This is a genomic window from Cupriavidus sp. WGlv3, from assembly GCF_023952475.1.
Classification (GTDB): domain Bacteria; phylum Pseudomonadota; class Gammaproteobacteria; order Burkholderiales; family Burkholderiaceae; genus Cupriavidus; species Cupriavidus phytorum.
Genome location: NZ_JALHRX010000003.1, coordinates 112,713 through 134,847, shown reverse-complemented (window position 1 = coordinate 134,847; position 22,135 = coordinate 112,713). Strand labels below are relative to the sequence as shown.

Annotated in this window: 20 protein-coding genes and 1 tRNA gene; 8 read left to right on the top strand and 13 right to left on the bottom strand. The window is 67.9% G+C overall.

What is annotated here, in order from left to right; translation table 11 throughout:
* Nucleotides 1–36: 36 nt before the first annotated feature.
* From MKD38_RS07215 to MKD38_RS07205, 3 genes are all read left to right on the top strand, one after another.
* Entirely contained in the window at nt 37–1,194 is a 1,158-nt protein-coding gene (locus MKD38_RS07215; RefSeq protein ID WP_252675431.1) for a methyltransferase, read from the top strand.
* Nucleotides 1,195–1,282: 88 nt separating this feature from the next.
* Complete coding sequence (locus tag MKD38_RS07210) at nt 1,283–2,443, top strand: ABC transporter substrate-binding protein (RefSeq protein ID WP_252675430.1); 1,161 nt, start codon at nt 1,283–1,285, stop codon at nt 2,441–2,443.
* 16 nt (nt 2,444–2,459) lie between these two features.
* Nucleotides 2,460–3,377, top strand: a complete 918-nt coding sequence (locus MKD38_RS07205; RefSeq protein ID WP_371925662.1) for an NAD(P)-dependent oxidoreductase — start codon at nt 2,460–2,462, stop codon at nt 3,375–3,377.
* A 22-nt stretch (nt 3,378–3,399) separates the two neighbouring features.
* Here MKD38_RS07205 and MKD38_RS07200 read toward each other — a convergent pair whose 3' ends face one another.
* A complete protein-coding gene (locus tag MKD38_RS07200) occupies nt 3,400–4,332 on the bottom strand; it encodes an alpha/beta hydrolase (RefSeq protein ID WP_252675428.1) in 933 nt (310 codons plus the stop codon).
* 165 nt (nt 4,333–4,497) lie between these two features.
* On the opposite strand from MKD38_RS07200, the gene MKD38_RS07195 reads away from it, so the two are divergent.
* Nucleotides 4,498–4,582 (top strand) — tRNA-Leu (locus tag MKD38_RS07195).
* 151 nt (nt 4,583–4,733) lie between these two features.
* The gene (locus MKD38_RS07190; protein WP_252675427.1) at nt 4,734–5,507 is read left to right on the top strand and encodes an APH(3')-II family aminoglycoside O-phosphotransferase; all 774 of its coding nucleotides are present in this window, start codon (nt 4,734–4,736) and stop codon (nt 5,505–5,507) included.
* 62 nt (nt 5,508–5,569) lie between these two features.
* On the opposite strand, the gene MKD38_RS07185 is transcribed toward MKD38_RS07190, so the two are convergent.
* Nucleotides 5,570–5,854: a BrnA antitoxin family protein gene (locus MKD38_RS07185; RefSeq protein WP_252675426.1), complete on the bottom strand. Its 285-nt coding sequence runs from the start codon at nt 5,852–5,854 to the stop codon at nt 5,570–5,572.
* Nucleotides 5,814–6,086 (bottom strand): BrnT family toxin, encoded by a 273-nt coding sequence (locus MKD38_RS07180; protein ID WP_252675425.1) that lies wholly within the window; start codon nt 6,084–6,086, stop codon nt 5,814–5,816. Before MKD38_RS07180 ends, MKD38_RS07185 begins: the two co-directional genes overlap by 41 nt.
* A 212-nt stretch (nt 6,087–6,298) precedes the next feature.
* Between MKD38_RS07180 and loiP the strand changes: the two genes are divergently transcribed.
* The 3 genes from loiP to MKD38_RS07165 all read left to right on the top strand — a co-directional run bounded on the left by loiP (nt 6,299) and on the right by MKD38_RS07165 (nt 10,865).
* Nucleotides 6,299–7,042, top strand: coding sequence for a metalloprotease LoiP (loiP, locus tag MKD38_RS07175; protein WP_252675424.1), 744 nt, complete (start codon nt 6,299–6,301; stop codon nt 7,040–7,042).
* Nucleotides 7,043–7,459: 417 nt separating this feature from the next.
* Nucleotides 7,460–9,145, top strand: a complete 1,686-nt coding sequence (gene aspT, locus MKD38_RS07170; protein ID WP_252675423.1) for an aspartate-alanine antiporter — start codon at nt 7,460–7,462, stop codon at nt 9,143–9,145.
* A 94-nt stretch (nt 9,146–9,239) separates the two neighbouring features.
* Nucleotides 9,240–10,865, top strand: coding sequence for a bifunctional aspartate transaminase/aspartate 4-decarboxylase (locus tag MKD38_RS07165; RefSeq protein ID WP_252675422.1), 1,626 nt, complete (start codon nt 9,240–9,242; stop codon nt 10,863–10,865).
* Nucleotides 10,866–10,936: 71 nt separating this feature from the next.
* Here the strand turns inward: MKD38_RS07165 and hutG are convergent, their stop codons facing one another.
* The 10 genes from hutG to MKD38_RS07115 form a co-directional block, all read right to left on the bottom strand.
* Nucleotides 10,937–11,749 (bottom strand): N-formylglutamate deformylase, encoded by an 813-nt coding sequence (gene hutG / locus MKD38_RS07160; protein ID WP_252675421.1) that lies wholly within the window; start codon nt 11,747–11,749, stop codon nt 10,937–10,939.
* Nucleotides 11,750–11,783: 34 nt separating this feature from the next.
* Entirely contained in the window at nt 11,784–13,190 is a 1,407-nt protein-coding gene (locus tag MKD38_RS07155; RefSeq protein ID WP_252675420.1) for a formimidoylglutamate deiminase, read from the bottom strand.
* A complete protein-coding gene (hutI, locus tag MKD38_RS07150; protein WP_252675419.1) occupies nt 13,187–14,440 on the bottom strand; it encodes an imidazolonepropionase in 1,254 nt (417 codons plus the stop codon). The genes MKD38_RS07155 and hutI overlap by 4 nt, the downstream gene beginning before the upstream one ends.
* Nucleotides 14,437–15,039, bottom strand: a complete 603-nt coding sequence (locus MKD38_RS07145) for a HutD/Ves family protein (RefSeq protein ID WP_252675418.1) — start codon at nt 15,037–15,039, stop codon at nt 14,437–14,439. Before MKD38_RS07145 ends, hutI begins: the two co-directional genes overlap by 4 nt.
* Nucleotides 15,036–16,736 carry a urocanate hydratase gene (hutU, locus tag MKD38_RS07140; protein ID WP_252675417.1) on the bottom strand — a complete coding sequence of 567 codons (1,701 nt, stop codon included), beginning with the start codon at nt 16,734–16,736 and terminating at the stop codon, nt 15,036–15,038. The genes MKD38_RS07145 and hutU overlap by 4 nt, the downstream gene beginning before the upstream one ends.
* Before the next feature lie 75 nt (nt 16,737–16,811).
* The gene (gene hutH / locus MKD38_RS07135) at nt 16,812–18,386 is read right to left on the bottom strand and encodes a histidine ammonia-lyase (protein WP_252675416.1); all 1,575 of its coding nucleotides are present in this window, start codon (nt 18,384–18,386) and stop codon (nt 16,812–16,814) included.
* A gap of 63 nt (nt 18,387–18,449) precedes the next feature.
* Nucleotides 18,450–19,211 (bottom strand): histidine utilization transcriptional repressor HutC, encoded by a 762-nt coding sequence (gene hutC, locus MKD38_RS07130; RefSeq protein ID WP_252675415.1) that lies wholly within the window; start codon nt 19,209–19,211, stop codon nt 18,450–18,452.
* A gap of 6 nt (nt 19,212–19,217) precedes the next feature.
* On the bottom strand, nt 19,218–19,997 hold the full coding sequence (locus MKD38_RS07125; RefSeq protein WP_115704529.1) for an ABC transporter ATP-binding protein: 780 nt from the start codon (nt 19,995–19,997) through the stop codon (nt 19,218–19,220).
* On the bottom strand, nt 19,994–20,860 hold the full coding sequence (locus MKD38_RS07120) for an ABC transporter permease (RefSeq protein WP_115704531.1): 867 nt from the start codon (nt 20,858–20,860) through the stop codon (nt 19,994–19,996). Before MKD38_RS07120 ends, MKD38_RS07125 begins: the two co-directional genes overlap by 4 nt.
* A 28-nt stretch (nt 20,861–20,888) precedes the next feature.
* A complete protein-coding gene (locus MKD38_RS07115) occupies nt 20,889–21,857 on the bottom strand; it encodes an ABC transporter substrate-binding protein (RefSeq protein ID WP_252675414.1) in 969 nt (322 codons plus the stop codon).
* Nucleotides 21,858–22,135 lie beyond the last annotated feature (278 nt).

Sequence of the window (22,135 nt, the reverse complement as noted above, 5' to 3'; positions counted from 1 at the left end):
TGCCCTGCACATCCCAACCTGCCGTCCGGAGGTCCTGTGAGCGACCTGCCCCGCATCCACTGGACCGAAAACGGCGCCGAGCACAGCGCCGCCTGGCGCTCCGAGGCCGGCCTGCCGCCGCCGCGGCGCGTGGTCGTCGCCGACGACACCACCAGCGCCGACAGCGCCTACCGCCTTGCCTGCGAAGGCACCGCGCTGCTGTGGCGGGGCGATTTCCAGAACGCGCGCCAGTTGCTGAACGCCCTGGCCCGCCGCACCGAGCGCAAGCCCAAAAAGGCCAGCCGCCCCGGCCCCAAGGCCCGGGACAAGAGCCAGGCCGAGTCGCCCACCGAGGCCTTCCACCTGCACCGGCTGGCGCAGTCGCAGCGCGCGCGCACCCTGGGCATGCTGCTGCTGCCGTTCGAGGCCGGCCACCAGATCCCGCTGCGCCGCGCACCCGATGTGCATGACGCCTGCGAGCAGGTCTACGGCCCGGCCAGCGAGCCCTACGTGGCCTCGCTGCGCGAGCTGCTGGGCATGATCGGCGCGTTCGAGTGGCGCAGGAAGGGCGTCGAGATCCCGGCGCTGGCAGACCGCATCCACCCGTGGTACGGCGTGTTCTCGCCGGTGCGCGGCGAGTATATCGACCTGGTCGCGGCCGAGCCGCTGCCGGCGCAGACGCTGGCCTTCGATATCGGCACCGGCACCGGGGTGCTGGCCGCGGTGCTGGCCCGGCGCGGCGTGCAGCGCGTGGTGGCCACCGACCAGGACCCGCGCGCGCTGGCGTGCGCGCGCGAGAACATCGCCCGGCTCGGCTACGCCGCGCAGGTCGAGGTGATCGAGGCCGACCTGTTCCCCGCCGGCCGCGCGCCGCTGGTGGTATGCAACCCGCCGTGGGTGCCGGCACGGCCCAGCTCGCCGGTCGAGCGCGCCGTCTATGACCCCGACAGCGCCATGCTGCGCGGCTTCCTGCAAGGGCTGGCCGAGCACCTGGAACCCGGCGGCGAGGGCTGGCTGCTGCTGTCCGACCTGGCCGAGCACCTCGGCCTGCGCCAGCGCGACGAACTGACCGGCTGGATCGAAGCGGCCGGGCTGAAGGTGCTGGGCCGCTCCGACATCCGCCCGCGCCACCCGCGCGCGGCCGATGCGGCCGACCCGCTGCACGCGGCGCGCTCGGCCGAAGTGACCTCGCTCTGGCGCCTGGGCGTGCGCTAATTCGGCTAAAGCCGCTGCCGCGGGGCACGGTGCCCCGCGAGCCGAGTTCGGCTATCCTTTCCCGTCACATATAAGAACGGAGGAGACCATGCTGAAGCTGCCCCTGCGCCCCCTGCTGCTTGCTGCGCTGTGCCTTGCCGGCGCCGCCCATGCCGACATCCGCGTCGGCATCGATGTGTCCACCACCGGGCCGGCGGCCTCGATCGGCATCCCGTCCAAGAACACCGTGCTGATGTGGCCGCAGACACTGGGCGGCCAGAAGGCGCACTACATCATCCTGGACGACGGCACCGACCCGGCGGCCGCGGTGCGCAACGTGCGCAAGCTGATCTCCGAGGAGAAGGTCGACGTGATTGTCGGCCCTAACATCACGCCCACCGCGATCGCCGCGCTCGACGCCGTGGCCGAGGGCGAGACCCCGATGGTGGCGCTGGCCGCCTCGGCCGCCATCGTCGAGCCGCAGACCGATGCCAAGCGCCGCTGGGCCTTCAAGATGCCGCAGAACGACTCGCACATGGCCACGGTGCTGACCGAATACATGAGCAACCACGGCGTCAGGACGGTCGGCTTTATCGGCTTTGCCGACGCCTATGGCGAAAGCTGGTGGCGCGAGTTCTCGAAGCTGGCCGAGCTGCGCAAGATCCGGGTGGTCGCCAACGAGCGCTTCTCGCGCAACGACACCTCGGTCACCGGGCAGGTGCTCAAGCTGATGGCGGCCAACCCGGACGCGATCCTGATCGCCGGCGCCGGCACGCCGTCGGTGCTGCCACAGAAGACGCTGGGCGAGCGCGGCTACAAGGGCAAGGTCTACCAGACCCACGGCATCGCCACCTGGGACTTCCTGCGCATGGGCGGCAAGGACGTCGAAGGCACGCTGTTCCCGACCGGGCCGGTGGTGGTCGCGCGCCAGCTGCCCGAGAGCCATCCGGTGCGCAAGGTGGCACTCGACTTCGTCAATCGTTACGAAGCAAAGTACGGCGCCGACAGCGTGACGCAGTTTGCCGGCGATGCCTGGGGCGCGTGGATGCTGCTCGACGACGCCGCCCGCCGCGCGCTCAAGAGCGGCGCCCGGCCCGGCACGCGCGAGTTCCGCGCGGCCATGCGCGACGCGCTGGAAACCACCACCAATCTCACCATTCCCAATGGCGTGATGAACCTGAACCCGAAGGACCACCAGGGCTTCGACCAGCGTTCGCGCGTGATGGGGGTGATCCGCAACGGCAAGTTCGCCTACGCGGGCGACAAGTAGCCCGCCGCATCGACGCATCAATGCAACAACGCATCACGAAAGGAAGCATGGCATGAGCACCACTCCCACCCCCGTCACCGTCGCCTTTATCGGCCTGGGCGCCATGGGCTCGCACATGGTGCGCCACCTGCTGGCCGCCGGCCACACCGTGCGCGCCTTCGTGCGCCGCCCGGAAGCCGCCGAGGCCGCGCGCGCGCTGGGGGCAGAACCGTTCTTCACGCCCGCCGAGGCGGCCCGCGGCGCCAGCGTGGTCTTCACCAACGTGACCTCGTCCGAAGACGTGCGCGAGGTGCTGCTGGGCGCCCAGGGCGTGATCCACGGGGCCGCGCCCGGCACCATCTGCATCGACCACAGCACCATCTCGCCCATCGTCACGCGCGAGATCGCCACGGCGCTGGAAGCGCGCGGCATCGAGGCGCTCGACTGCCCGGTCTCGGGCGGCACCATGGGCGCCGAGGCCGGCACGCTGACCATCATGGTCGGCGGCAAGCCCGAGATGCTGGAACGCGTGCGCCCGCTGCTGGAGCGGCTCGGCAAGACCATCACCCATATCGGCGACCACGGCGCCGGCCAGGTGGCCAAGCTGTGCAACCAGATCGCCCAGGTGGTCAATATCGAAGGCATTGCCGAAGCGATGCGCTTTGCCGCCGCGCAGAACGTCGACACCAGCCGTGTGTTCGAGGCCATGGCGACCGGCATGGCGGGCAGCCGCATGCTGGACCTGATGGGCCCCAAGATGGTGGCGCGCAACTTTGCCGCCGGCATCGAGGCGCGGCTGCACGACAAGGACTTCGGCCTGGCACGCGATATCGCCGAGGAAATCGGCCTGGCGCTGCCGGCGATGCAGGCCACCTCGGCGCAACTGCGCGCGCTGATGGCCAGGGGCTGGGGCAAGGACGATACCTCGTCGCTGCTGCGCGTGCTGGAGGGCTGAGGCCCCGGCGCGCGCCCGCGGCTCAGCGCGCCACCAGCCGCAGCACCGCTTGCGTCAGCGCGCCGTCCGCGCTGGCCAGGCTGTCCAGCACATTGAAGTGATGGCAGTCCGGCAGCACCAGGTCGCTCGCCGCCGGATGCGCCACCTTGGCCGGCCACGCCGCGCGGATCAGCGCATGCTGACGGTGGTATTCGGCCGCCTCCAGCTCGCCCACCGCGATCGCCAGCGGTGCTTCGTCGGCCGGCGCCATGTACGCGGGCGACAGCCGCGCGACATCGGCCTCCGACAACTTCAGGTCGCACTGCAGGAAGGCCGCGCGCCGCAGCGGCTCCAGGTCGTACAGCCCGCTCACCGAGAGCCCGCCGCGGATCAGCCCTGCCGGCAGGTCGGCGCCGAGCTGCGGCCAGCGCGCGGCCATCAGCATCGCCACCAGGTGGCCGCCCACCGAGTGCCCCGCCACGAACAGCCGCTGCGCGTCATGGCCGAGACGGTCCGCCTGCCGGTACAGCCAGGCCACGCTGCGCAGCACCTGCTGCACGATTTCCGGCACCGTCGCCGCCGGCACCAGCGTGTAGTTGACCACCGCCACCGACACCCCCAGCGCCGGCAGCGCGCCGGCGACGAAGCTGTGGTCGTGCTTGTCCAGCGCGCGGTAATAGCCGCCATGCACGAACACCAGCAGCGGGGGCAAGGCGCCGTTGGCGCGCTGCGCGGGAAAGTAGTCCAGGGTCTCGCCGGAAGCGTGGCGCAAGTCCGGGCGCGAATCCGCGCCGGCATAGCTCAGGTCTGCCAGGTACGGGCCGCGCGCGCGCACCTGCGCGGACCACTGCGCCCAGCGCGCCAGATGCGCCGGGTTGTCCGGCACATTGGCGCGGTTGTTGTACTCCCGGTCATAGAAGGCGGGGTCCTGCGAAGGCAGGCTGGCAAGGCGCGCAAGCAAGTCTGGGTCGGTCATGGCGGTCGGGATCGGCACAATCGGTACGGTGGGCGGGCGCAGGACTGGACGCCATGCTACCGGATTTGCCTGCCCCCGGACCGGCCCGGCGCCGGTTGTCCGGCGGCTGGATTTCCGGCATAATCCCCGGCTCAGCCCGGCATCGGTTCCGATGCCGTCACACCTGCCCGGGTGGTGAAACAGGTAGACGCAGGGGACTCAAAATCCCCCGCCGCAAGGCGTGTCGGTTCGAGTCCGACCCCGGGCACCATCACACGATCTTCCGAAAACAAGATCTTCCGAAAATCCAGATAGCTGGAAGATTTCGTAGCCCACGCCCCGCTCCGGGGGATTTTCATCAGGTTGTGGTCAGGTACAGTTTCGGTACCGTGACGTGGCGCAAGCCTCACTCCGATGACGACATGAGTATGCCGAGCGAATGGCGCGATCCGTTCAGAGAAGCGTCTATCGAACGCCAGACCATAGGCGAATCAGGCGCTGACGTTTTCCGCATCTGCCCCCATGACGGAAAGGAACTGTTCCTGAAGTCCGAGCCGACAGGCTCGCTCAGTGAACTTCCCGACGAGATTGCCCGCCTTCGCTGGCTGAATCGGGTTGGCCTGCCCGCGCCCTTGGTTCTCGACACGACCACAGAAGAAAACCGCCACTGGCTGCTCATGACTGCGCTGCCCGGGCGGGACCTGGCCAGCGCCACCGACCTGTCGCCGCCACAAGTCATAGGTATCATCGCGACGGCATTGCGCGCCCTGCATCGGGTGCCCATTGCGGAATGTCCCTTCGACCACCGTCTGGAGCAACGCATAGCGGCCGCCAAAGACCGCGTCAGTGCCGGCCTCGTCGATGAAACGGACTTCGACAAAAACAGGCTGGGACGAACCGCCACGGATTTGTTCAAAGAGCTTTTGTCTTCAAGGCCCCAGGGCCCGCATGATCTCGTGGTAACCCACGGGGATGCCTGCCTGCCGAACTTCATGGCTGATGCAGGTCAGTTCACGGGCTTTCTCGACTGCGGCCGACTCGGCATCAGCGATCGTTTTCAGGACCTGGCACTTGCAGCACGCAGCATTGAGCGCAATCTCGGGCCGAACTGGGTCGCGCCGTTCTTTCGTGAATATGGGGTCGTGCCTGATGAGCGACGCCTTGCGTTTTACTGCTTGCTGGACGAATTCTTCTGACCCGTCCACCGCTTGAGGTCCGCTGACGGCCTCGTAGAGCCTGCCAGCGGAATGCGCCATGCTCAGACCTCGATTTCGTCGAGCTTGTGCGTCTTCAGCCAGTCGCGAACCAGCACATTGAGCCGCGTCTGCCAGCGCGGTCCGCTTGCCTTCAACGCCTCGAGGACATCGTCATCGAGGCGTACCGTCGTGGCAGTCTTCGTGGTACCGCGTGGGCGGCCGCGCCCTCGTTTGACGAGCTTGTCCCCATCCAGCAAGTCGGCCTGCTTGAAAAACTCGTCAGTCAGCTCGGGCGCGTCATCGGGATCAACCCAGGTACCGGAGGTAGCGCGCTTGTTCCCGTTCATTGGCTTTCCTCATGCTGATAATGCGGCGTGCCTCGCCGCGCGTGGTCCACACCATGACGACCATGCGGCCATCCAGCGTGCCGACAGTGATATAGCGCGGCCCGGGATAGCGTTCCCGAGTGTCTTCGCCAGTGAAATGCATGCCTGCGAAAACCTCGAAGGCTCGCGCAAAATCGAGCCCGCGTTCGCCAAGGGTCTTGTCTCGCTTGGCGGGATCGAATTCGATGATCACGGGATTAATTGTACTTACAAATATTAATGGCCGGCAAGGGTGTTTTGTACGTGCCAAATTAGTCCTGCAACACCAGCCGGTTCGGTCACATCGCTTATACCTGCAATGCCTTCCGGCCGACGTTTCAAGGTGTGTCGGACAGCGCCCACTGGTGCCCCGGGGCCGGGCTTCCTATCCTAGGGCATTGCCATCCCATCAACCCCGGAGCAACCATGAGCCGACTGACCCTATCCGCCCTCGCCTGCGCCACCCTGCTGGCCGGCTGTGCCGGCGCCAACATGGAAAGCCTGACCCAGGCCGGCGGCAGCCTGTTCACCGCCGCCACGCTGTCGGACAGCAACGTCAAGACGCTGTCGGACCAGTCCTGCGCCGAGATGGACAAGAAGAACACCATCGCGGCGGCCAACAGCACTTACGCGCGGCGCCTCGCCACCGTGATGAGCGGCCTGGGCAATTCCGGCCTGCCGCTCGACGCCAAGGTCTACGTGACCAAGGACATCAATGCCTGGGCCATGGCCAACGGCTGCGTGCGCGTCTACAGCGGGCTGATGGACCTGCTCAGCGACGACGAGGTGCGTGGCGTGGTCGGCCACGAGATCGGCCATGTGGCGCTGGGCCACACCAAGGCGGCAATGCAGGTGGCCTACACCGCGGCCGCGGCGCGCGGGCTGCTGGGATCGACCGGCATCGCTTCGCTGACGGCGCTGTCGTCGTCGCAGGTCGGCGCGCTGGCCGAGCAGTTCGTCAATGCGCAATTTTCGCAGCGCCAGGAAACCGCGGCCGACGATTATTCCTTCGACCTGCTGACGAAGAACGGCGCCAACCGCCAGGCGCTGGCGTCCGCGTTCCGCAAGATGTCGACGCTCGATGGCGGGCAATCGAGCATGCTGAGTTCGCACCCGGGTTCGCTCGAGCGCGCCAAGCATATCGAAGCGCGCCTCGCCGGCGGGCGCTGAGCGCGGCGCATTCGCCGCTGCCGCCGCACCCATCCGGGTGAGGCGGCACCCCGCTTCGGCCAGGTACGTCGCGTCCCTTTGCGCCACGCTGATCCGTACCGGCCCACGCAGCCGCGCCACCGCTGCGCACTATGTTGACTGCGTTTAATTCACCGGCAAAAGCTTTCACTACGCCTGCCTCAAAGCGGCGCTGATAATCCCTCTCGCCGCCTCGATACGGCCATGCTGACACACGCAGTGCGCGGGTGCCTTCCCCGCAATCGGCCAGCGTCGCGGTTATCGCGCGCGTGACAGGGCCGGTGCGCCGCACCACCGCAATGCCGCGCCTGCGCGCGCCCCCGAGAGGCAGAACGCCAGCGCCCCCACGCCCGGATCGCACAACTCGCCCAACCTGCCTCACTCGTTCAGGAGCCTTCGATGGACTGGTTGCATGAGATTTTCCAGAAGTCGCCCGAATCCGCGCTGTTCCTGTCGCTGGCGGTTGGCTACGCGATCGGCAAGATCACGTTCGGGCGTTTCCAGCTGGGCGGTGTCGCCGGCTCCCTGCTCGCCGCAGTGGTGATCAGCCAGTTCGGCGTCGAGATCGACAACGGCGTCAAGGCGGTGATGTTCGCCGTCTTCATCTATGCGGTGGGCTATGAAAGCGGCCCGCAGTTCTTCAACTCGCTGAACCGCAGCTCGCTGCGCGAGATCGCCATGGCGGTGTTCATGGCGGTGTGCGGCCTGGTCACGGTGGTGGTGCTGGCCAAGCTGTTCCATCTCGACAAGGGCCTGGCCGCAGGCCTCGCCGCGGGCGGCATGACGCAGTCGGCCATCATCGGCACCGCGGGCGACGCCATCACCAAGCTGGGCCTGCCACCCGACCAGGTCAAGACCATGCAGGCCAACGTCGCGATCGGCTATGCGGTGACCTATGTGTTCGGCTCGCTCGGCGCGATCATCGTCTGCGTCAACATCCTGCCGCGCTTCATGAAGGCGGACCTGAAGACGGATGCCAAGAAGGTCGAGGCCAAGCTCAACGGCGGCCTGCCCCAGTACGGCCCGGGCCAGCGCGGCGCGCTGCCCCGGCTGGTCGGGCGGTTGTATCGCGTCAACGATGCGACCGGACAAACCGTCGCGCAGCTGGAGATGGCCGGCGAGGACCTCGTCACCGTGGAAAAGGTGCAGCGTGCCGGCAAGCAGATCGAGGTCACGCAGGACCTGGTGCTGCAGCACGACGACGTGGTGCTGCTGGTCGGCCGCCGCGATGCCATCGTGCCGGCGGCCGCGCAGATCGGCGAGGAAGTCGCCGATGCCGACGGCATGGGCGCGGTGATGCAGTCGCGCAACGTGGTGTTCACCGCCAAGGGCATGAACAACAAGACCGTGGCCGAGATTGTCGACATGGTGGGGCGCGACATGCGCCATGGCGTCTATATCGAACGCATCGAGCGCTATGATCACCCGCTGCCACTGCTGCCCGAGTTGAAGCTGCAGCACGGCGACATCCTCACGCTGTATGGCACGCCTGGCGACACCAAGCGCGCGGCGGGGATGGCCGGCTACGAGCTGGTGCCCAGCGAGAAGACGGACTTCGTCTACTTCGGCGCCGGGGTGCTGGTGGGCCTGCTGATCGGCTTGCTGGTCTGGCGCATCGGCTCGATCCCGCTGACACTGGGCGCGGGCGGCGGCGCGCTGCTGTCGGGGCTGGTGTTCGGCTGGGCACGGTCCAAGCACAAGATGTTCGGCGCCATGCCGACCGCCGCGTGCCAGCTGCTGAAGGACTTCGGGCTGGCCGCGTTCGTCGCCATCGTCGGCATCAACTCAGGCTTGCAAGCCGTGTCCACGCTGCGCCAGAGCGGGCTGACCATCTTCATCCTGGGCGCGGTGGTGACGCTGCTGCCGCTGTTCCTGACGATGCTGTTCGGCCGCTACGTGCTCAGGTATGACAACGCCGCGCTGCTGGCCGGCGCGCTGTCGGGCTCGCGCAGCGCCAACCCCGCCTTCGGCGGCATCCTCGACAAGGCCGAAAGCCCGGTGCCGACGGTGCCGTTCGCCATCACCTATGCGCTCGCCAACGTGCTGCTGACGCTTCTGGGCCCGCTGGTGGTGGGCCTGGTCTAGCGCGATTCTCTTTGCCCTCTCCGCTGCTGCGCGGGCCGTGCCACCGGTACTGGCCCGCCAACCCAACCGACAAGCGTCTACACAGGAGCAAGCCATGAGCAAGTTCGATATCTCCAAGCTGTCCAGCCTCTCGCCGTTCGAACTGAAGGATGAACTGATCAAGCTGGCCAGCAGCGACGCCGAGCGTCTCATGCTGAACGCCGGCCGCGGCAATCCCAATTTTCTGGCGACGGTGCCGCGCCACGGCTTCTGGCAGCTTGGCCTGTTCGCGATGCGCGAATCGGAGCGCTCGTTCTCGTACATGCCGGAGGGCGTGGGCGGCTTTCCGCGCCGCGAAGGCATCGAGGAGCGCTTCGATCTGTTTGCGCGAGAGTTCGCCGATACCCCGGGCGTGAAGTTCCTGGCCGGCGCGGTGTCGTACGTGCGCGACCAGCTGGGGTTGAGCGCGACCGATTTCCTCTACGAAATGTGCGAAGGCATCCTCGCCTGCAACTACCCGGTGCCGGACCGCATGCTCAAGCTGTCGGAGAAGATCGTCGGCCAGTACATCCGCAAGGAGATGATCGGCAACCACCCGTTCATCGGCGAGTTCGACCTGTTCGCGGTCGAAGGCGGCACCGCGGCCATGACCTACCTGTTCAACTCCATCCGCGAGAACCGCCTGCTCAAGCCCGGCGACACCATTGCGCTGGGCATGCCGATCTTCACGCCGTATATCGAGATCCCCGAGCTGAACGACTACCAGCTGGAGGAGCTGACGATCGACGCCGATCCCGACTCGCGCTGGCAGTATTCAAAAAAGGAGCTCGACAAGCTGCGCGACCCCAAGGTCAAGGCCTTCTTCCTGGTCAACCCGAGCAACCCGCCGTCGGTGCGCATGAGCGACGAAAGCCTCGAATACCTCGCCTCGATCGTCGAAGAGCGCCCCGACCTGATCATCCTGACCGACGATGTCTACGGCACCTTTGCCGACAACTTTGTCTCGCTGTTCGCGATGTGCCCGAAGAACACCATCCTGGTGTACTCGTTCTCGAAGTACTTCGGCGCTACCGGCTGGCGCCTGGGCGTGATCGCCACGCACCGCGACAATATCTTCGACCTGCAGATCGGCAAGCTGCCGGACGCGGATCGCCGGGAACTGAACCAGCGCTACAGCTCGATCACCACCGAGCCGGAGCAGCTCAGGTTTATCGACCGCCTGGTGGCAGACAGCCGCACCGTGGCGCTGAACCATACCGCCGGCCTGTCCACGCCGCAGCAGGTGCAGATGGTGCTGTTCTCGCTGTTCTCGCTGATGGATACGCCGGACAACTACAAGAACGCGATGAAGCGGCTGATCCGCAGCCGCAAGGCCTCGCTGTATCGCGAGATCGGCATCGCGCCGGAAAGCGATGATCCGAACGTGGTCGACTACTACACCCTGCTGGATATCGAGCAGCTGGGCGGCAAGGCGATCGGGCCGGACTTCGTCAAGTGGATCATGAACTCGGTCGAGCCGAACGAGCTGCTGTTCCAGCTGGCCGACGAAGCGGGCGTGGTGCTGCTGCCGGGCCGCGGCTTCGGCACGCGCCACCCGTCAGGGCGGGTGTCATTGGCCAACCTGAACGAAGCCGACTACGCCAAGATCGGGCGCTCGATCCGCAAGCTGTTCGAGGCCTATGTCGAGAAGTACAACGCGGCGACGGGGAGCAAGGCCGACAAGAATGTCGTGAAGAAATAAGCCTTCGTTGACGTGTTCACGCCCGGCATTGCCGGGCTTTTTCTTTTCCTGTCAGCGGCACCCCGCCAGATTCACCGCGATTCCACAAACTCCAGCACCGTCGCCAGCATGCCCCGCAGCGCCGGCTGCAGCGCCGTGGCACGCGCCTCGTCATAGGCGAACGGATACACCTCGCTCATGTAGGCGCACTGCGACAGCTCCAGCTGCACCGCGTGCACGCCATCGGCCGGCTTGCCGTATTGCCGCGTGATGTAGCCGCCCTTGAAGCGCCCGTTTAGCACCGCGGTGTGGCCCGGTACCGCACTGGCCTGCTCCAGCAGCCGGCCGGCCAGCGCGGCGTCGCAGCTGTCGCCGTTGGCGGTGCCGAGGTTGAAGTCGGGCAGCTTGCCGTCGAAGAAGCGCGGCAGCACTGAGCGGATCGAATGCGCGTCCCACAGCGCGATCGTGCCATGCTCGGACTTCAGGCGTGCCAGCTCGGCGGCCAGCGCCTGGTGGTACGGGTGCCAGATCGCGTCGCGGCGCGCGGCGATCTCGGCGTCGTCGGGACCGTTGCCGCCGGCATAGAGCGGCGTCTTGTCGAAGGTATCGACCGGGCACAGGCCGGTGGTGTCCTGGCCGGGATACAGGTTGGCGTTGTCGGGCGGGCGGTTCAGGTCGACCACGTAGCGCGAGTGCGTGGCCGCCAGTACCGACGCGCCCAGTTCGCGGGCGAAATCGTACAGGCGTTCCAGGTGCCAGTCGGTGTCGGCCACGGTGCGGGCCTCGGCGGTCAGGCGCTGCGAGACCGATGCAGGCAGGTGCGTGCCGACATGCGGCATCGATACCAGCAGCGGGCGCGTGCCCCGGTGCAGGGTGAAGGCGGGGGTATCGGTGGAAAAGGACATGGTGGTTGCGATGCAGTGGGCGTGCGCCCGGTTTTCAATCGGCCAGCAGGCTGGCGCGTGCCGCGATGAACAGGCGCCCGGCCTCCGCCTGCAGCGGATGCGCGCCATGCTGCACGCGGCTGCGGCCGGCAGTGCGGACTTCCGCTAGTGTCTCATGGCCATGGCCGGCGAACACGTGCGTGGCCAGTGCCTGCGGCCCGTCGAGCCCCGCCAGGGTCGGATGCGCGCCGTCCAGCACCACGAAGTCGGCCTGCTGGCCTACTGCCAGTCCGGCCACCACGCGACCCGCTGCACGTGCGCCACCGGCCACCGCTTCCAGGTAGAGGCGGTCCGCGACCTGCGCGTGCGTGTCGGATGCCAGCACGTTGCGCCGCTGCAGGCCAAGCCGCTGCCCGTATTCGAACAACCGCAGCTCCTCCGCCACGCTGACGCTGGCATGGCTGTCCGAGCCGATGCCCCATGCGCCCTGCTGTGCCAGGTAGGGCGCGGCCTCGAACACGCCGTCGCCCAGGTTGGCCTCGGTGGTCGGGCAGATGCCGGCCACCGCGCCGCTGTGGGCCAGGCGCCGGCGCTCGTCCCAGTCCATGTGGGTGGCGTGCACCAGGCACCAGCGCGCGTCGACTTCGACATGGTCGAACAGCCACGTCACCGGGCGCGTGCCCGACCACGCGATGCAGTCGTCGACCTCCTTCTGCTGCTCGGCGATATGGATATGGACCGGCGCCTGCGCGTCGATCGCGCGCAGTCCCGCCAGCGCGTGCACCAGGCTGGCCTCCGGCACGGCGCGCAGCGAGTGCGGCGCCAGCCCGAGGCGTGCGCCCGACTGCGCGCAAGCCGGGTGCAGCCGTTCCAGCAACCTCAGCATCGCATCGGTGTCGTGCAGGAAGCGCTGCTGCGCGGCCAGCGGCGGCTGGCCGCCAAAGCCCGCGCTCTGGTACAGCACCGGCAGCAGCGTCATGCCGATGCCGGTGCGTTGCGCCGCGCGCAGCAGCCGCAGCGACATCTCGCCGGCATCGGCATAGGGCCTGCCGCCTTCGTCGTGATGCACGTAGTGGAACTCGCACACGCTGGTATAGCCCGCGCACAGCATCTCGACATAGAGCTGGGTCGCGACCGCCTCCAGTGTGTCGGGCGAGAGCCGCTGCGCGAAGCGGTACATCAGCGTGCGCCAGCTCCAGAACGAATCGGCGCCGGCCGGATCGTCGCCCTGCGGGCGGCTGCGGAATTCCGTCAGGCCGGCAAAGCCGCGCTGGAACGCGTGCGAATGCAGGTTGGGCATGCCCGGCAACACCGGACCGGCCGCCTGCGGCACGCCGGCGGCTGGCGCCGCCCCCGCCTGCACGGCGGTGAAGCGGCCGTGCTCGTCCCAGGCCAGCAGCACGTCGCGGGCCCAGCCATCCGGCAGCAGCGCAAACGGCGCGAACAGGTGCGTGCCGCTCATGCCGCGGCTCCCGCGCAGGCATGGACGCGCCCCTGGCGCACCACCGTCGCGACCGGATTGCGGCCGAACCAGTAGGCCAGCTCGGCGGGCGAATCGATGCGCCACAGCGCGAAGTCGGCCACCCGTCCCACTGCCACGCGCCCATGACGATCGGCGGCGCCCAGCGCGCGCGCCGCGTGCGCGGTGACGCCGGCCAGCGCTTCGGGCACCGTCAGGCGGAACAGCGTGCAGCCCATATTCATCATCAGCAGCAGCGAGGTCACCGGCGAGGTGCCGGGGTTGTGGTCGGTGGAGATCGCCATCGGCACGCCGTACTGGCGCAACAGCGCGATCGGCGGCAGGTTGGTGTCGCGCAGGAAGTAGTAGGCGCCCGGCAGCAGCACCGCGACCGTTCCGGCTTCGGCCATCGCGGCCACACCTGCTTCGTCCAGATGCTCGAGATGGTCGGCCGAGAGCGCGCGGTGGCGTGCCGCCAGCGCGGCGCCGCCGAGGTTGCTGAGCTGCTCCGCATGCAGCTTGACGCGCAGCCCGTGGCGCGCCGCGGCATCGAACACGCGTTCCGTCTGCGCGATCGAGAAACCGATCGACTCGCAGAAGGCATCGACGGCATCGACCAGGCCCTCTTCGGCCAGCGCCGGCAGCATGGTGTTGCAGACCAGCTCGATATAGTCATCGGCACGGTCCGCGTATTCCGGCGGCAGCGCGTGCGCGCCGAGGAAGGTGGTGTAGACCGAGATGCCGAAATGCTCGCCCAGCCGGCGCGCCACGCGCAACTGCTTGCGCTCCGCTTCCAGGTTCAGGCCATAGCCGGACTTGATCTCGATGGCGGTAACGCCCTCGGCCAGCAGCGGCTGCAAGCGCGCCGCGGCCTGCGCGAACAGCGTGTCTTCGTCGGCGGCGCGCGTGGCGCGCACCGTCGAGACGATGCCGCCGCCGGCGCGCGCGATCTCTTCATAGCCCGCGCCGGCCAGGCGCATGGCGAATTCGTCGGCACGCTGGCCGCCGTAGACCAGGTGCGTGTGGCAATCGACGAGGCCCGGCGTGATCCAGGCTCCCTCGGCATCATGCCGCGGCGCGCCGCGCCAGGCTTCGGGCAAATCCGCTGCCGCGCCAAGCCAGGCGATGCGTCCGTGCTCGACCACCAGCGCGGCATCGCGCATCGCCTGCGCGGGATCGGCGTCGGGCAGCAGGTGGCAGTTGTGCCAGACACCGTCCGCGCTGGGCGCGGCGGATACAGAGGTCAGCCTCATTGAGCGGGCTCCATCTCGAGGGTGACGCACAGGCACAGTGCCGCGTCACCGGTGGGTTCAAACGCAAGCGTCGACGCGGAAGCGGCGGCGCCAGCCAACAGGCCGTCGCCCGCTTGCAGCAGCATGGCGGCGTCCTGCGCCTGCCAGGCACCGCTGACGGCCAGCAGACACAGCGCGTGGCTGCCGGTGCGGACCGCAAACCCTGCGCGGAACGCTTCGACGCGCGCTCGGCAGTGTCCGCGCCGCGTCATTACGTTGAAATCGCGCGTGGCGCCATCGAGCAGCGTCGCCTGCAGGCTGGTATCGCCGGAAAACGCGAAGGGCTCGCCGACGCCGGCCAGGCGATGGCTGAAGCTGCCGTCGTCCGCGCGCAAGGTCACGCCAGCGCCGTCGAGCAGCACGATCTGGCGGTCGATGCCTTGGAACGCCGAGAACGGTCCATCGCTTTCGATATCGGCCACGCTCAGGCGCCAGACAAAGTCATCCATGCCCGCACCTGGCGGCCACACCGCGATCTCGCGCGTGTTGCCGCCGCCATTCTTCCAGCGCGTGGGCGCGATGTCGGCCAGCGCGAAGGATTCAAACAGCGCCGGGCTCATGCGCCCTTCACCATCGGCAGGTCCAGGCCCTTCTCGTGCGCGCAGGCGATGGCGAGGTCATAGCCCGCATCCGCATGGCGCATCACGCCGGTGGCCGGATCGTTCCACAGCACGCGCTCGATGCGCTTTGCCGCCGCGTCGGTGCCATCGCACACGATCACCACGCCGGAATGCTGCGAGAAGCCCATGCCGACGCCGCCGCCGTGGTGCAGGCTGACCCAGGTGGCGCCGCCGGCGGTGTTCAGCAGTGCGTTCAGCAGCGGCCAGTCGGACACCGCGTCGGAGCCGTCGCGCATCGCCTCGGTCTCGCGGTTCGGCGACGCCACCGAGCCGCAGTCCAGGTGGTCGCGCCCGATCACCACCGGTGCCTTCAGTTCGCCCGACTTCACCATCTCGTTGAAGGCCAGCCCGGCGCGATGGCGCTCGTCCAGCCCCACCCAGCAGATCCGCGCCGGCAGGCCCTGGAAGGCAATGCGGTCGTGCGCCATGTCGAGCCAGCGATGCAGGGCCTTGTCCTCGGGGAACAGTTCCTTCATCTTGGCGTCGGTCTTGTAGATATCCTCGGGATCGCCCGACAGCGCGACCCAGCGGAACGGCCCCTTGCCGCGGCAGAACAGCGGGCGGATATAGGCCGGCACGAAACCGGGGAAATCGAAGGCGTTCTGCACGCCTTCGTCGAACGCCACCTGGCGGATATTGTTGCCGTAGTCGACCGTGGGCACGCCCATCTTCTGGAAGTCGAGCATCGCCTGCACGTGTTTGACGATCGACGGACGCGCGGCGGCCTCCACCGACTTGGGATCGTGCTGGCGCGCATGCTCCCACTGCGCGACGGTCCAGCCTTGCGGCAGGTAGCCGTTGACCAGGTCGTGCGCCGAGGTCTGGTCGGTGACGATATGCGGGCGCATGCCGCCAGCCTGCGCGCGCTTTGCCAGCTCCGGCACGAGGTCGGCGGCGTTGCCGAGCAGGCCGACCGAGATCGCTTCCTTCTTCGCCGTGGCCTCGGCGATCATCGCCAGTGCTTCGTCGAGCGTGGTGGCCTTCTTGTCGAGGTAGCGCGTGCGGATGCGGAAGTCGATGCGTGATTCCTGGCATTCGATCGCCAGCACGCACGCACCCGCCAGCACGCCCGCCAGCGGCTGCGCGCCGCCCATGCCGCCGAGGCCCGCGGTCAGGATCCACTTGCCCGACAGGTCGCCGTTGTAGTGCTGGCGTCCGGCCTCGACAAAGGTCTCGTAGGTGCCCTGCACGATGCCCTGGGTGCCGATGTAGATCCACGAGCCCGCGGTCATCTGGCCGTACATCATCAGCCCGGCGCGATCGAGCTCGTTGAACTTGTCCCACGTGGCCCAGTGCGGCACCAGGTTGGAGTTGGCGATCAGCACGCGCGGCGCATCGGCGTGGGTGCGGAACACGCCCACCGGCTTGCCCGACTGCACCACCAGCGATTCCTCTTCGCCGAGCCGGCGCAGGCTGTCGAGGATGGCGTCGAAGCATTCCCAGTTGCGCGCGGCCTTGCCGATGCCGCCGTACACCACCAGGTCCTGCGGGCGCTCGGCTACGTCAGGATCGAGGTTGTTCTGGATCATGCGGTAGGCGGCTTCGATCAGCCAGTTCTTGCAGTGCAGCTGGGTGCCGCGCGGCGCGCGGATCTCGCGCTGGCCGCGTTGCAGGGATTGGGATTCGGGAGCATTCATGTGTTGTTCTCCTTTTGGGATGGCGCTGGTGGCGCGATCGAATTTTGGTGCGCCTGGTGCGTGACTGGGACTGGCTCAACCCGCGTTGGTGGGCAAAATCGCCCGCACGGCCGCAGGCCACCCCGCCCCCGCATCGCCCTGCACCACCCACTGCTTCATCGCTTCGATATCCGGCGCCAGGTAGCGGTCGCCCTCGACAAAATCCACCCGCGCGCGGATGCGGGCCAGTTCCTGCTCCACCAGCGGCGACGACTTCAGCGGCCGGTGGAATTCGATCCCCTGTGCCGCGGCCATCGCCTCGATGCCGACCACCACCGCAGTATTCGCCGCCATGTCGCCCAGCCGGCGCGCACCGTAGGTGGCCATCGACACATGGTCCTCCTGGTTGGCCGAGGTCGGCAGGCTGTCAACGCTGGACGGATGCGCCAGCGACTTGTTCTCCGAGGCCAGCGCGGCCGCGGTCACCTGCGCGATCATGAAGCCGGAATTCAGACCGCCATCGCGCACCAGGAACGGCGGCAGGCCGGACAGGCCGGTATCGAGCAGCAGCGCCAGCCGGCGCTCGGAGATCGCGCCGATCTCGGCGATGGCCAGCGCGATGATGTCGGCGGCGAAGGCCACCGGCTCGGCGTGGAAGTTGCCGCCGGAGACCACGTCGCCCTGCTCGGAGAACACCAGCGGGTTGTCCGACGCGGCATTGGCTTCGATCTGCAGAATGCGCGCGGCGTGCTGCAGGTTGTCAAGGCACGCGCCCATCACCTGCGGCTGGCAGCGGATCGAATACGGGTCCTGTACCCGGCCGCAGGCCTTGTGCGAATCGACGATCTCGCTGCCATCCAGCATCGCGCGCACGGCGCCGGCCACGGCGATCTGGCCGGCCTGGCCGCGCGCCGCATGGATGCGGGCATCGAACGGCTTGACCGAGCCCTTGATCGCCTCCAGCGACAGCGCGCCGGCGACCAGCCCCGCGGCAAAGGCGTCTTCGGCGGCGAACAGGCCGGCCAGCGCCAGCGCGGTCGACACCTGCGTGCCATTGAGCAGCGCCAGGCCCTCCTTCGGGCCCAGTTCGAAAGCCTGCAGGCCGGCATGCGCCAGCCCCGCGGCGGCCGGCATGCGCTTGCCGTCGACCAGCACGTCGCCCACGCCGATCAGCGTGCACGACATATGCGCCAGCGGCGCCAGGTCGCCCGAGGCACCGACCGAACCCTTGGCGGGAATGCACGGCGTCACGCCGTGGTTGACCAGCGCCAGCAAGGCCTCGATCAGTTCGGGCCGCACGCCGGAATGGCCGCGCGCCAGGCTGACCGCCTTGGTCGCCAGAATCAGCCGCACGGTGTCTTCGGCCAGGTCGGGGCCGGTGCCGACGCTGTGCGACAGCACCAGGTTGCGCTGCAGCTGCGCCAGCTTGTCGTTGGGGATGCGCGTCTGCGCCAGCTTGCCGAAGCCGGTGTTGATGCCATAGACCACGGCGTCGGCGTCGATGATGTCCTGCACCGTGGCCTGCGCGGCGCGCACCCCGGCCCAGGCGGAATCGGCCATGGCCAGGCGCACTTCGCCGCGATAGATGCGGCGCAGGTCGGCCAGGGTGACTTGGCCCGGCTGCAAGGTCAGCAGCGGACGGGAGGCGTGGTCATGTGGGCTGGCAGTCATTTGTATGTTCCTGTCTATACAGCTTAGGTAAAAATTTGGGGGTGCAGGCGGATTCTTGTGGAATCAGCCGAACGCGGGATTGCCGTCGGCGCGGAAGCGGCTGCCGAGGCGGTAGCGGTTGCCCGGATGCAGGCAGCGCACAAAGGTCACCGGCACGCCGTTGGTCCAGGTGCGGCGCGTCAGCATCAGGCAGGCCTGCGTCGGCGGCATTTCCAGCTGCGTGGCCTGTTCCGGCGTCGCGGCAATGGCATCGACCACATGCTCGACCTGGTCGTAGGGCACGTGGCGCAGCAGGTATTCGCCGGGCTGGGTCGCGCTGAAATCCTGGGTGATGAAGTCGGGCGCCACGCGCGGATTGACGTAGCGGTCCTCGAGCTGCACCGGCACGCCGTCCTCGCGGTGCACGCAGACGGAATGGAACACCGACTCGCCGGTGCGCAGCTCCAGCGCAGCGGCCACCTCGATCGACGCCGAGACCCGCTCCACCAGGATCACGTCGCAGGCGTAGTCATGCCCGCGCATGCGGATCTCGTCCTGCAGGTTGACCACCGACAGCAGCGTCGACTGCGGCTTGTGCTCGGCGACGAAGGTGCCGACGCCGGCCACGCGCACCACCCGGCCCTGCTCCTGCAGCTCGCGCAGCGCCCGGTTGACGGTCATGCGCGAGACGCCGAAGCGGTTCACCAGTTCCTGCTCCGACGGCACCCGGTCGCCCGGCTGCCACGCGCCGCTCTGGATCTGGCGGGCGATGTACTCCTTCACCTGCTGGTAGAGCGCGGTGGGAGAGGCAGAGGCGGAAGTCGGGGTGCCGGCGGCGTGGTTCATAAGGTCTTAGTGCTCGGCCGCGGCAATGGCCTCGGCGCGGATCTCCTCGGTCAGCCGCGCCTTGAGCGCGGAGAACTCCGGAGAAGTCTTGATCGTGTAATGGCGCGGATGCGGGAAATCGACCGCGATATCGCTCTTGATCCGACCCGGCCTGGCGGAAAACACCGCCACCCGGTTGGCCATGAAGATGGCCTCGTCGATATCGTGGGTCACGAATAATACCGTCTTGCGCGACGCTTCCCAGATGCCCAGCAGCAACTCCTGCATCAGCACGCGAGTCTGGTTGTCGAGCGCGCCGAAGGGCTCGTCGAGCAGCAGGATCTTGGGATCGTTGGCCAGCGCGCGCGCGATCGCGGTGCGCTGCTGCATGCCGCCCGACAGCTGCTTGGGGAAATGATGCTCGAAGCCGCGCAGCCCCACGCGCTGGATAAAGAAGTCGCTGCGCTCCTTCTGCTCGGCCGCGCTCATGCCGCGCTCGCGCAGGCCGAAGCGCACGTTCTGCTCGATCGTCAGCCACGGGAACAAGGTGTATGACTGGAACACCATGCCGCGGTCCGCGCCGGGCGCGAACACCGGCTGGCCGTCGAGCAGCACGCGCCCGCTGGTCGGCGTATCCAGCCCCGCGACGATGCGCAGCAGCGTGGACTTGCCGCAGCCCGACGGGCCCAGGATGGTGACGAAGTCGTTGTCGCGGACTTCGAAGTCGACCGGCTGCAGCGCCAGCGTCTGGCCGCCGCGCGGGTTGGAGAAGGTCCGCGAGACCTGCTGGATGGACAGTGCGCTCATTGGATCGAACTCCACGGGAACAGGCGCTGGTTGGCGCGCTTGAAGACAAGGTCCGAGACCAGGCCGATGCAGCCGATCACGATGATGCCGAAGATGATCTGCCCGGTATTGAGCAGCGCCTGGCTGTCGGTGATCATGTGGCCGATGCCCGACGACGAGCCGATCAGTTCCGCCACGATCACGTAGGTCCAGGCCCAGCCCAGCACCAGCCGCAGTATCTCGGCGATTTCCGGCGCTGCCCCCGGGATCAGTACGCGCCGCACGATGCCGGCGCTGTTGGCGCCGAGCGTGTACGCGGCCTCGACCAGGTCCTTGCGCGCGCCGCCGACCGCCACCGCCACCATCAGCACGATCTGGAAGAACGAGCCGATGAAGATCACCAGCAGCTTCTGGGTCTCGCCGATGCCGGCCCACAGGATCAGCAGCGGGATGAAGGCCGACGCCGGCAGGTAGCGGCAGAACGAGACAAAGGGCTCGAAGAAGGCCTCGGCTGCCTTGTACGCGCCCATGAAGATGCCCAGCGGCACCGCCAGCACCGCCGCCAGCACGAAGCCGCCGACCACGCGCCACACCGTCATGCCGATGTCGCCGATGAAGTTGTACTCGGTGAACAGGGTCATGCCTTCCCTGGCCATCGTCATCGGGTCGGCCAGGAACGTGCGCGGCACCAGGCCGCCCAGCGTCACCACGGCCCACACGCCGAAGAACAGCACGAAGAAGGACAGGCCCAGCATCCAGCGGGTGTTGGGCGCCACCGGCACCAGCGGTGCCAGCCACGGATGGCGCCGGCGCTGCGGCGCTTCCGCGGTGGGGGCCGCCACGGCGGCGGCCGGTGCGGGTGAACCTATACGGGCTTGCGTCATGACGTCACGCCTCCTGAGAGCTGCCGGGTTACTTGAGGAAACGCGCGTCGTACAGCTTGGTCACGTCCGGCACCTGGCGGATCACGCCGATGTCCAGCAGCACCGCGGCGGCTTCCTTGCTGAAGCTGGCGAGCTCGCCCTCGAAGAATTTCTTGTTGGCCTCGCGGTCCTGCCAGCGCAGGTAGGCCGACGACTTGGCGAACTGCTCGCCGGTCTGCTTGACCGCCGCGCCCATGATGTCGTTGGCCTTGCCCGGCTCCTTGCGGATCATCTCGAGCGCCTCGAAGTAGCTGTCGACCAGCGCCTGTGCGGCCTTGGGATTGTCCTTGAGCCACTTGGGCGCGCAGCCGAGCGTGTCGGTCACCATCGGATAGTCGAGCGTGGTGGCCAGGATCTTGCCCTTGTCCGGGTTCTGGCGCACCGTCGACAGGTACGGCTCGTAGGTCATGGCGCCGTCGTTCTGCCCGGCGACAAAGGCCTGCGCCGCCGCCTGCGGCGACAGCGTGGTGGTCTTGACGTCCTTGAGCGACATGCCGTTCTTCTTCAGCATCCAGGCCAGCCCGAAGTAAGGGGCTGTGCCCGGCGCATCGACGCCGATGGTCTTGCCCTTGAGGTCGGCAAAGCTCTTCACGTCGGCGCGCACGGCCAGGCCGTCGGCGCCGTAGGACTTGTCGAGCTGCACGATCTGGGTGATGGGCACGCCATTGGCGTTCCAGGCCACATGGGTTTCCACGGTGGTCGCCGCGCACTGGATCGCACCGGAGGCCAGCGCCAGGTGGCGGTCCTTCTGCGGGATCATCTTGATCTCGACGTCGACGCCGTTCTTCTTGAAGATGCCAGCCTTGTCGGCCAGCGTCAGCGGCGCGAAGCCGGTCCAGCCGCTCATGCCCAGCGTCACCGGCGTGTTCTGCGCCTGCGCCGCGCCGGCCGCCAGGGCCGCAGCCAGCACTGCCACCTGCCCTGCCACCCGACCGCGAAACCTGCTTGGATTCCTCATCTGTACGCTCCTTTGGTGTGTCCGTCGACGGCAGGCCATGCGTGTGGCCGTGCTCGTTTTCGGGCATTAAACAATGCCTGTATATACAAGTCAACGTAGGGCTTCCACCAAGCAACCAGGCGGATAATCGCCTTAAAAAGCGCATTCCATCGCGGAACGCGCGTCCAGGCGATGCACCGCCCTGAACCCGGCACGGAGGTGTCGGCACCAGTCAGGCGCGTGAAAAGTGTTGCTGTATAGACAGGGACCAGAAGACGCGGTGGGGCAGCAAGCCCCAT

What these genes read in the sequence shown, in the direction of transcription:
- MKD38_RS07200 (WP_252675428.1), bottom strand. Translation starts at nt 4,332, where the DNA reads ATGACCGACCCAGACTTGCTTGCGCGCCTTGCCAGCCTGCCTTCGCAG.
- MKD38_RS07125 (WP_115704529.1), bottom strand. Translation starts at nt 19,997, where the DNA reads ATGAGCGCACTGTCCATCCAGCAGGTCTCGCGGACCTTCTCCAACCCG.
- hutH (WP_252675416.1), bottom strand. Translation starts at nt 18,386, where the DNA reads ATGACTGCCAGCCCACATGACCACGCCTCCCGTCCGCTGCTGACCTTG.
- MKD38_RS07120 (WP_115704531.1), bottom strand. Translation starts at nt 20,860, where the DNA reads ATGACGCAAGCCCGTATAGGTTCACCCGCACCGGCCGCCGCCGTGGCG.
- MKD38_RS07190 (WP_252675427.1), top strand. Translation starts at nt 4,734, where the DNA reads ATGAGTATGCCGAGCGAATGGCGCGATCCGTTCAGAGAAGCGTCTATC.
- aspT (WP_252675423.1), top strand. Translation starts at nt 7,460, where the DNA reads ATGGACTGGTTGCATGAGATTTTCCAGAAGTCGCCCGAATCCGCGCTG.
- MKD38_RS07210 (WP_252675430.1), top strand. Translation starts at nt 1,283, where the DNA reads ATGCTGAAGCTGCCCCTGCGCCCCCTGCTGCTTGCTGCGCTGTGCCTT.
- hutU (WP_252675417.1), bottom strand. Translation starts at nt 16,736, where the DNA reads ATGAATGCTCCCGAATCCCAATCCCTGCAACGCGGCCAGCGCGAGATC.
- MKD38_RS07115 (WP_252675414.1), bottom strand. Translation starts at nt 21,857, where the DNA reads ATGAGGAATCCAAGCAGGTTTCGCGGTCGGGTGGCAGGGCAGGTGGCA.
- MKD38_RS07145 (WP_252675418.1), bottom strand. Translation starts at nt 15,039, where the DNA reads ATGAGCCCGGCGCTGTTTGAATCCTTCGCGCTGGCCGACATCGCGCCC.
- hutC (WP_252675415.1), bottom strand. Translation starts at nt 19,211, where the DNA reads ATGAACCACGCCGCCGGCACCCCGACTTCCGCCTCTGCCTCTCCCACC.
- MKD38_RS07165 (WP_252675422.1), top strand. Translation starts at nt 9,240, where the DNA reads ATGAGCAAGTTCGATATCTCCAAGCTGTCCAGCCTCTCGCCGTTCGAA.
- hutG (WP_252675421.1), bottom strand. Translation starts at nt 11,749, where the DNA reads ATGTCCTTTTCCACCGATACCCCCGCCTTCACCCTGCACCGGGGCACG.
- MKD38_RS07155 (WP_252675420.1), bottom strand. Translation starts at nt 13,190, where the DNA reads ATGAGCGGCACGCACCTGTTCGCGCCGTTTGCGCTGCTGCCGGATGGC.
- MKD38_RS07185 (WP_252675426.1), bottom strand. Translation starts at nt 5,854, where the DNA reads ATGAACGGGAACAAGCGCGCTACCTCCGGTACCTGGGTTGATCCCGAT.
- loiP (WP_252675424.1), top strand. Translation starts at nt 6,299, where the DNA reads ATGAGCCGACTGACCCTATCCGCCCTCGCCTGCGCCACCCTGCTGGCC.
- hutI (WP_252675419.1), bottom strand. Translation starts at nt 14,440, where the DNA reads ATGAGGCTGACCTCTGTATCCGCCGCGCCCAGCGCGGACGGTGTCTGG.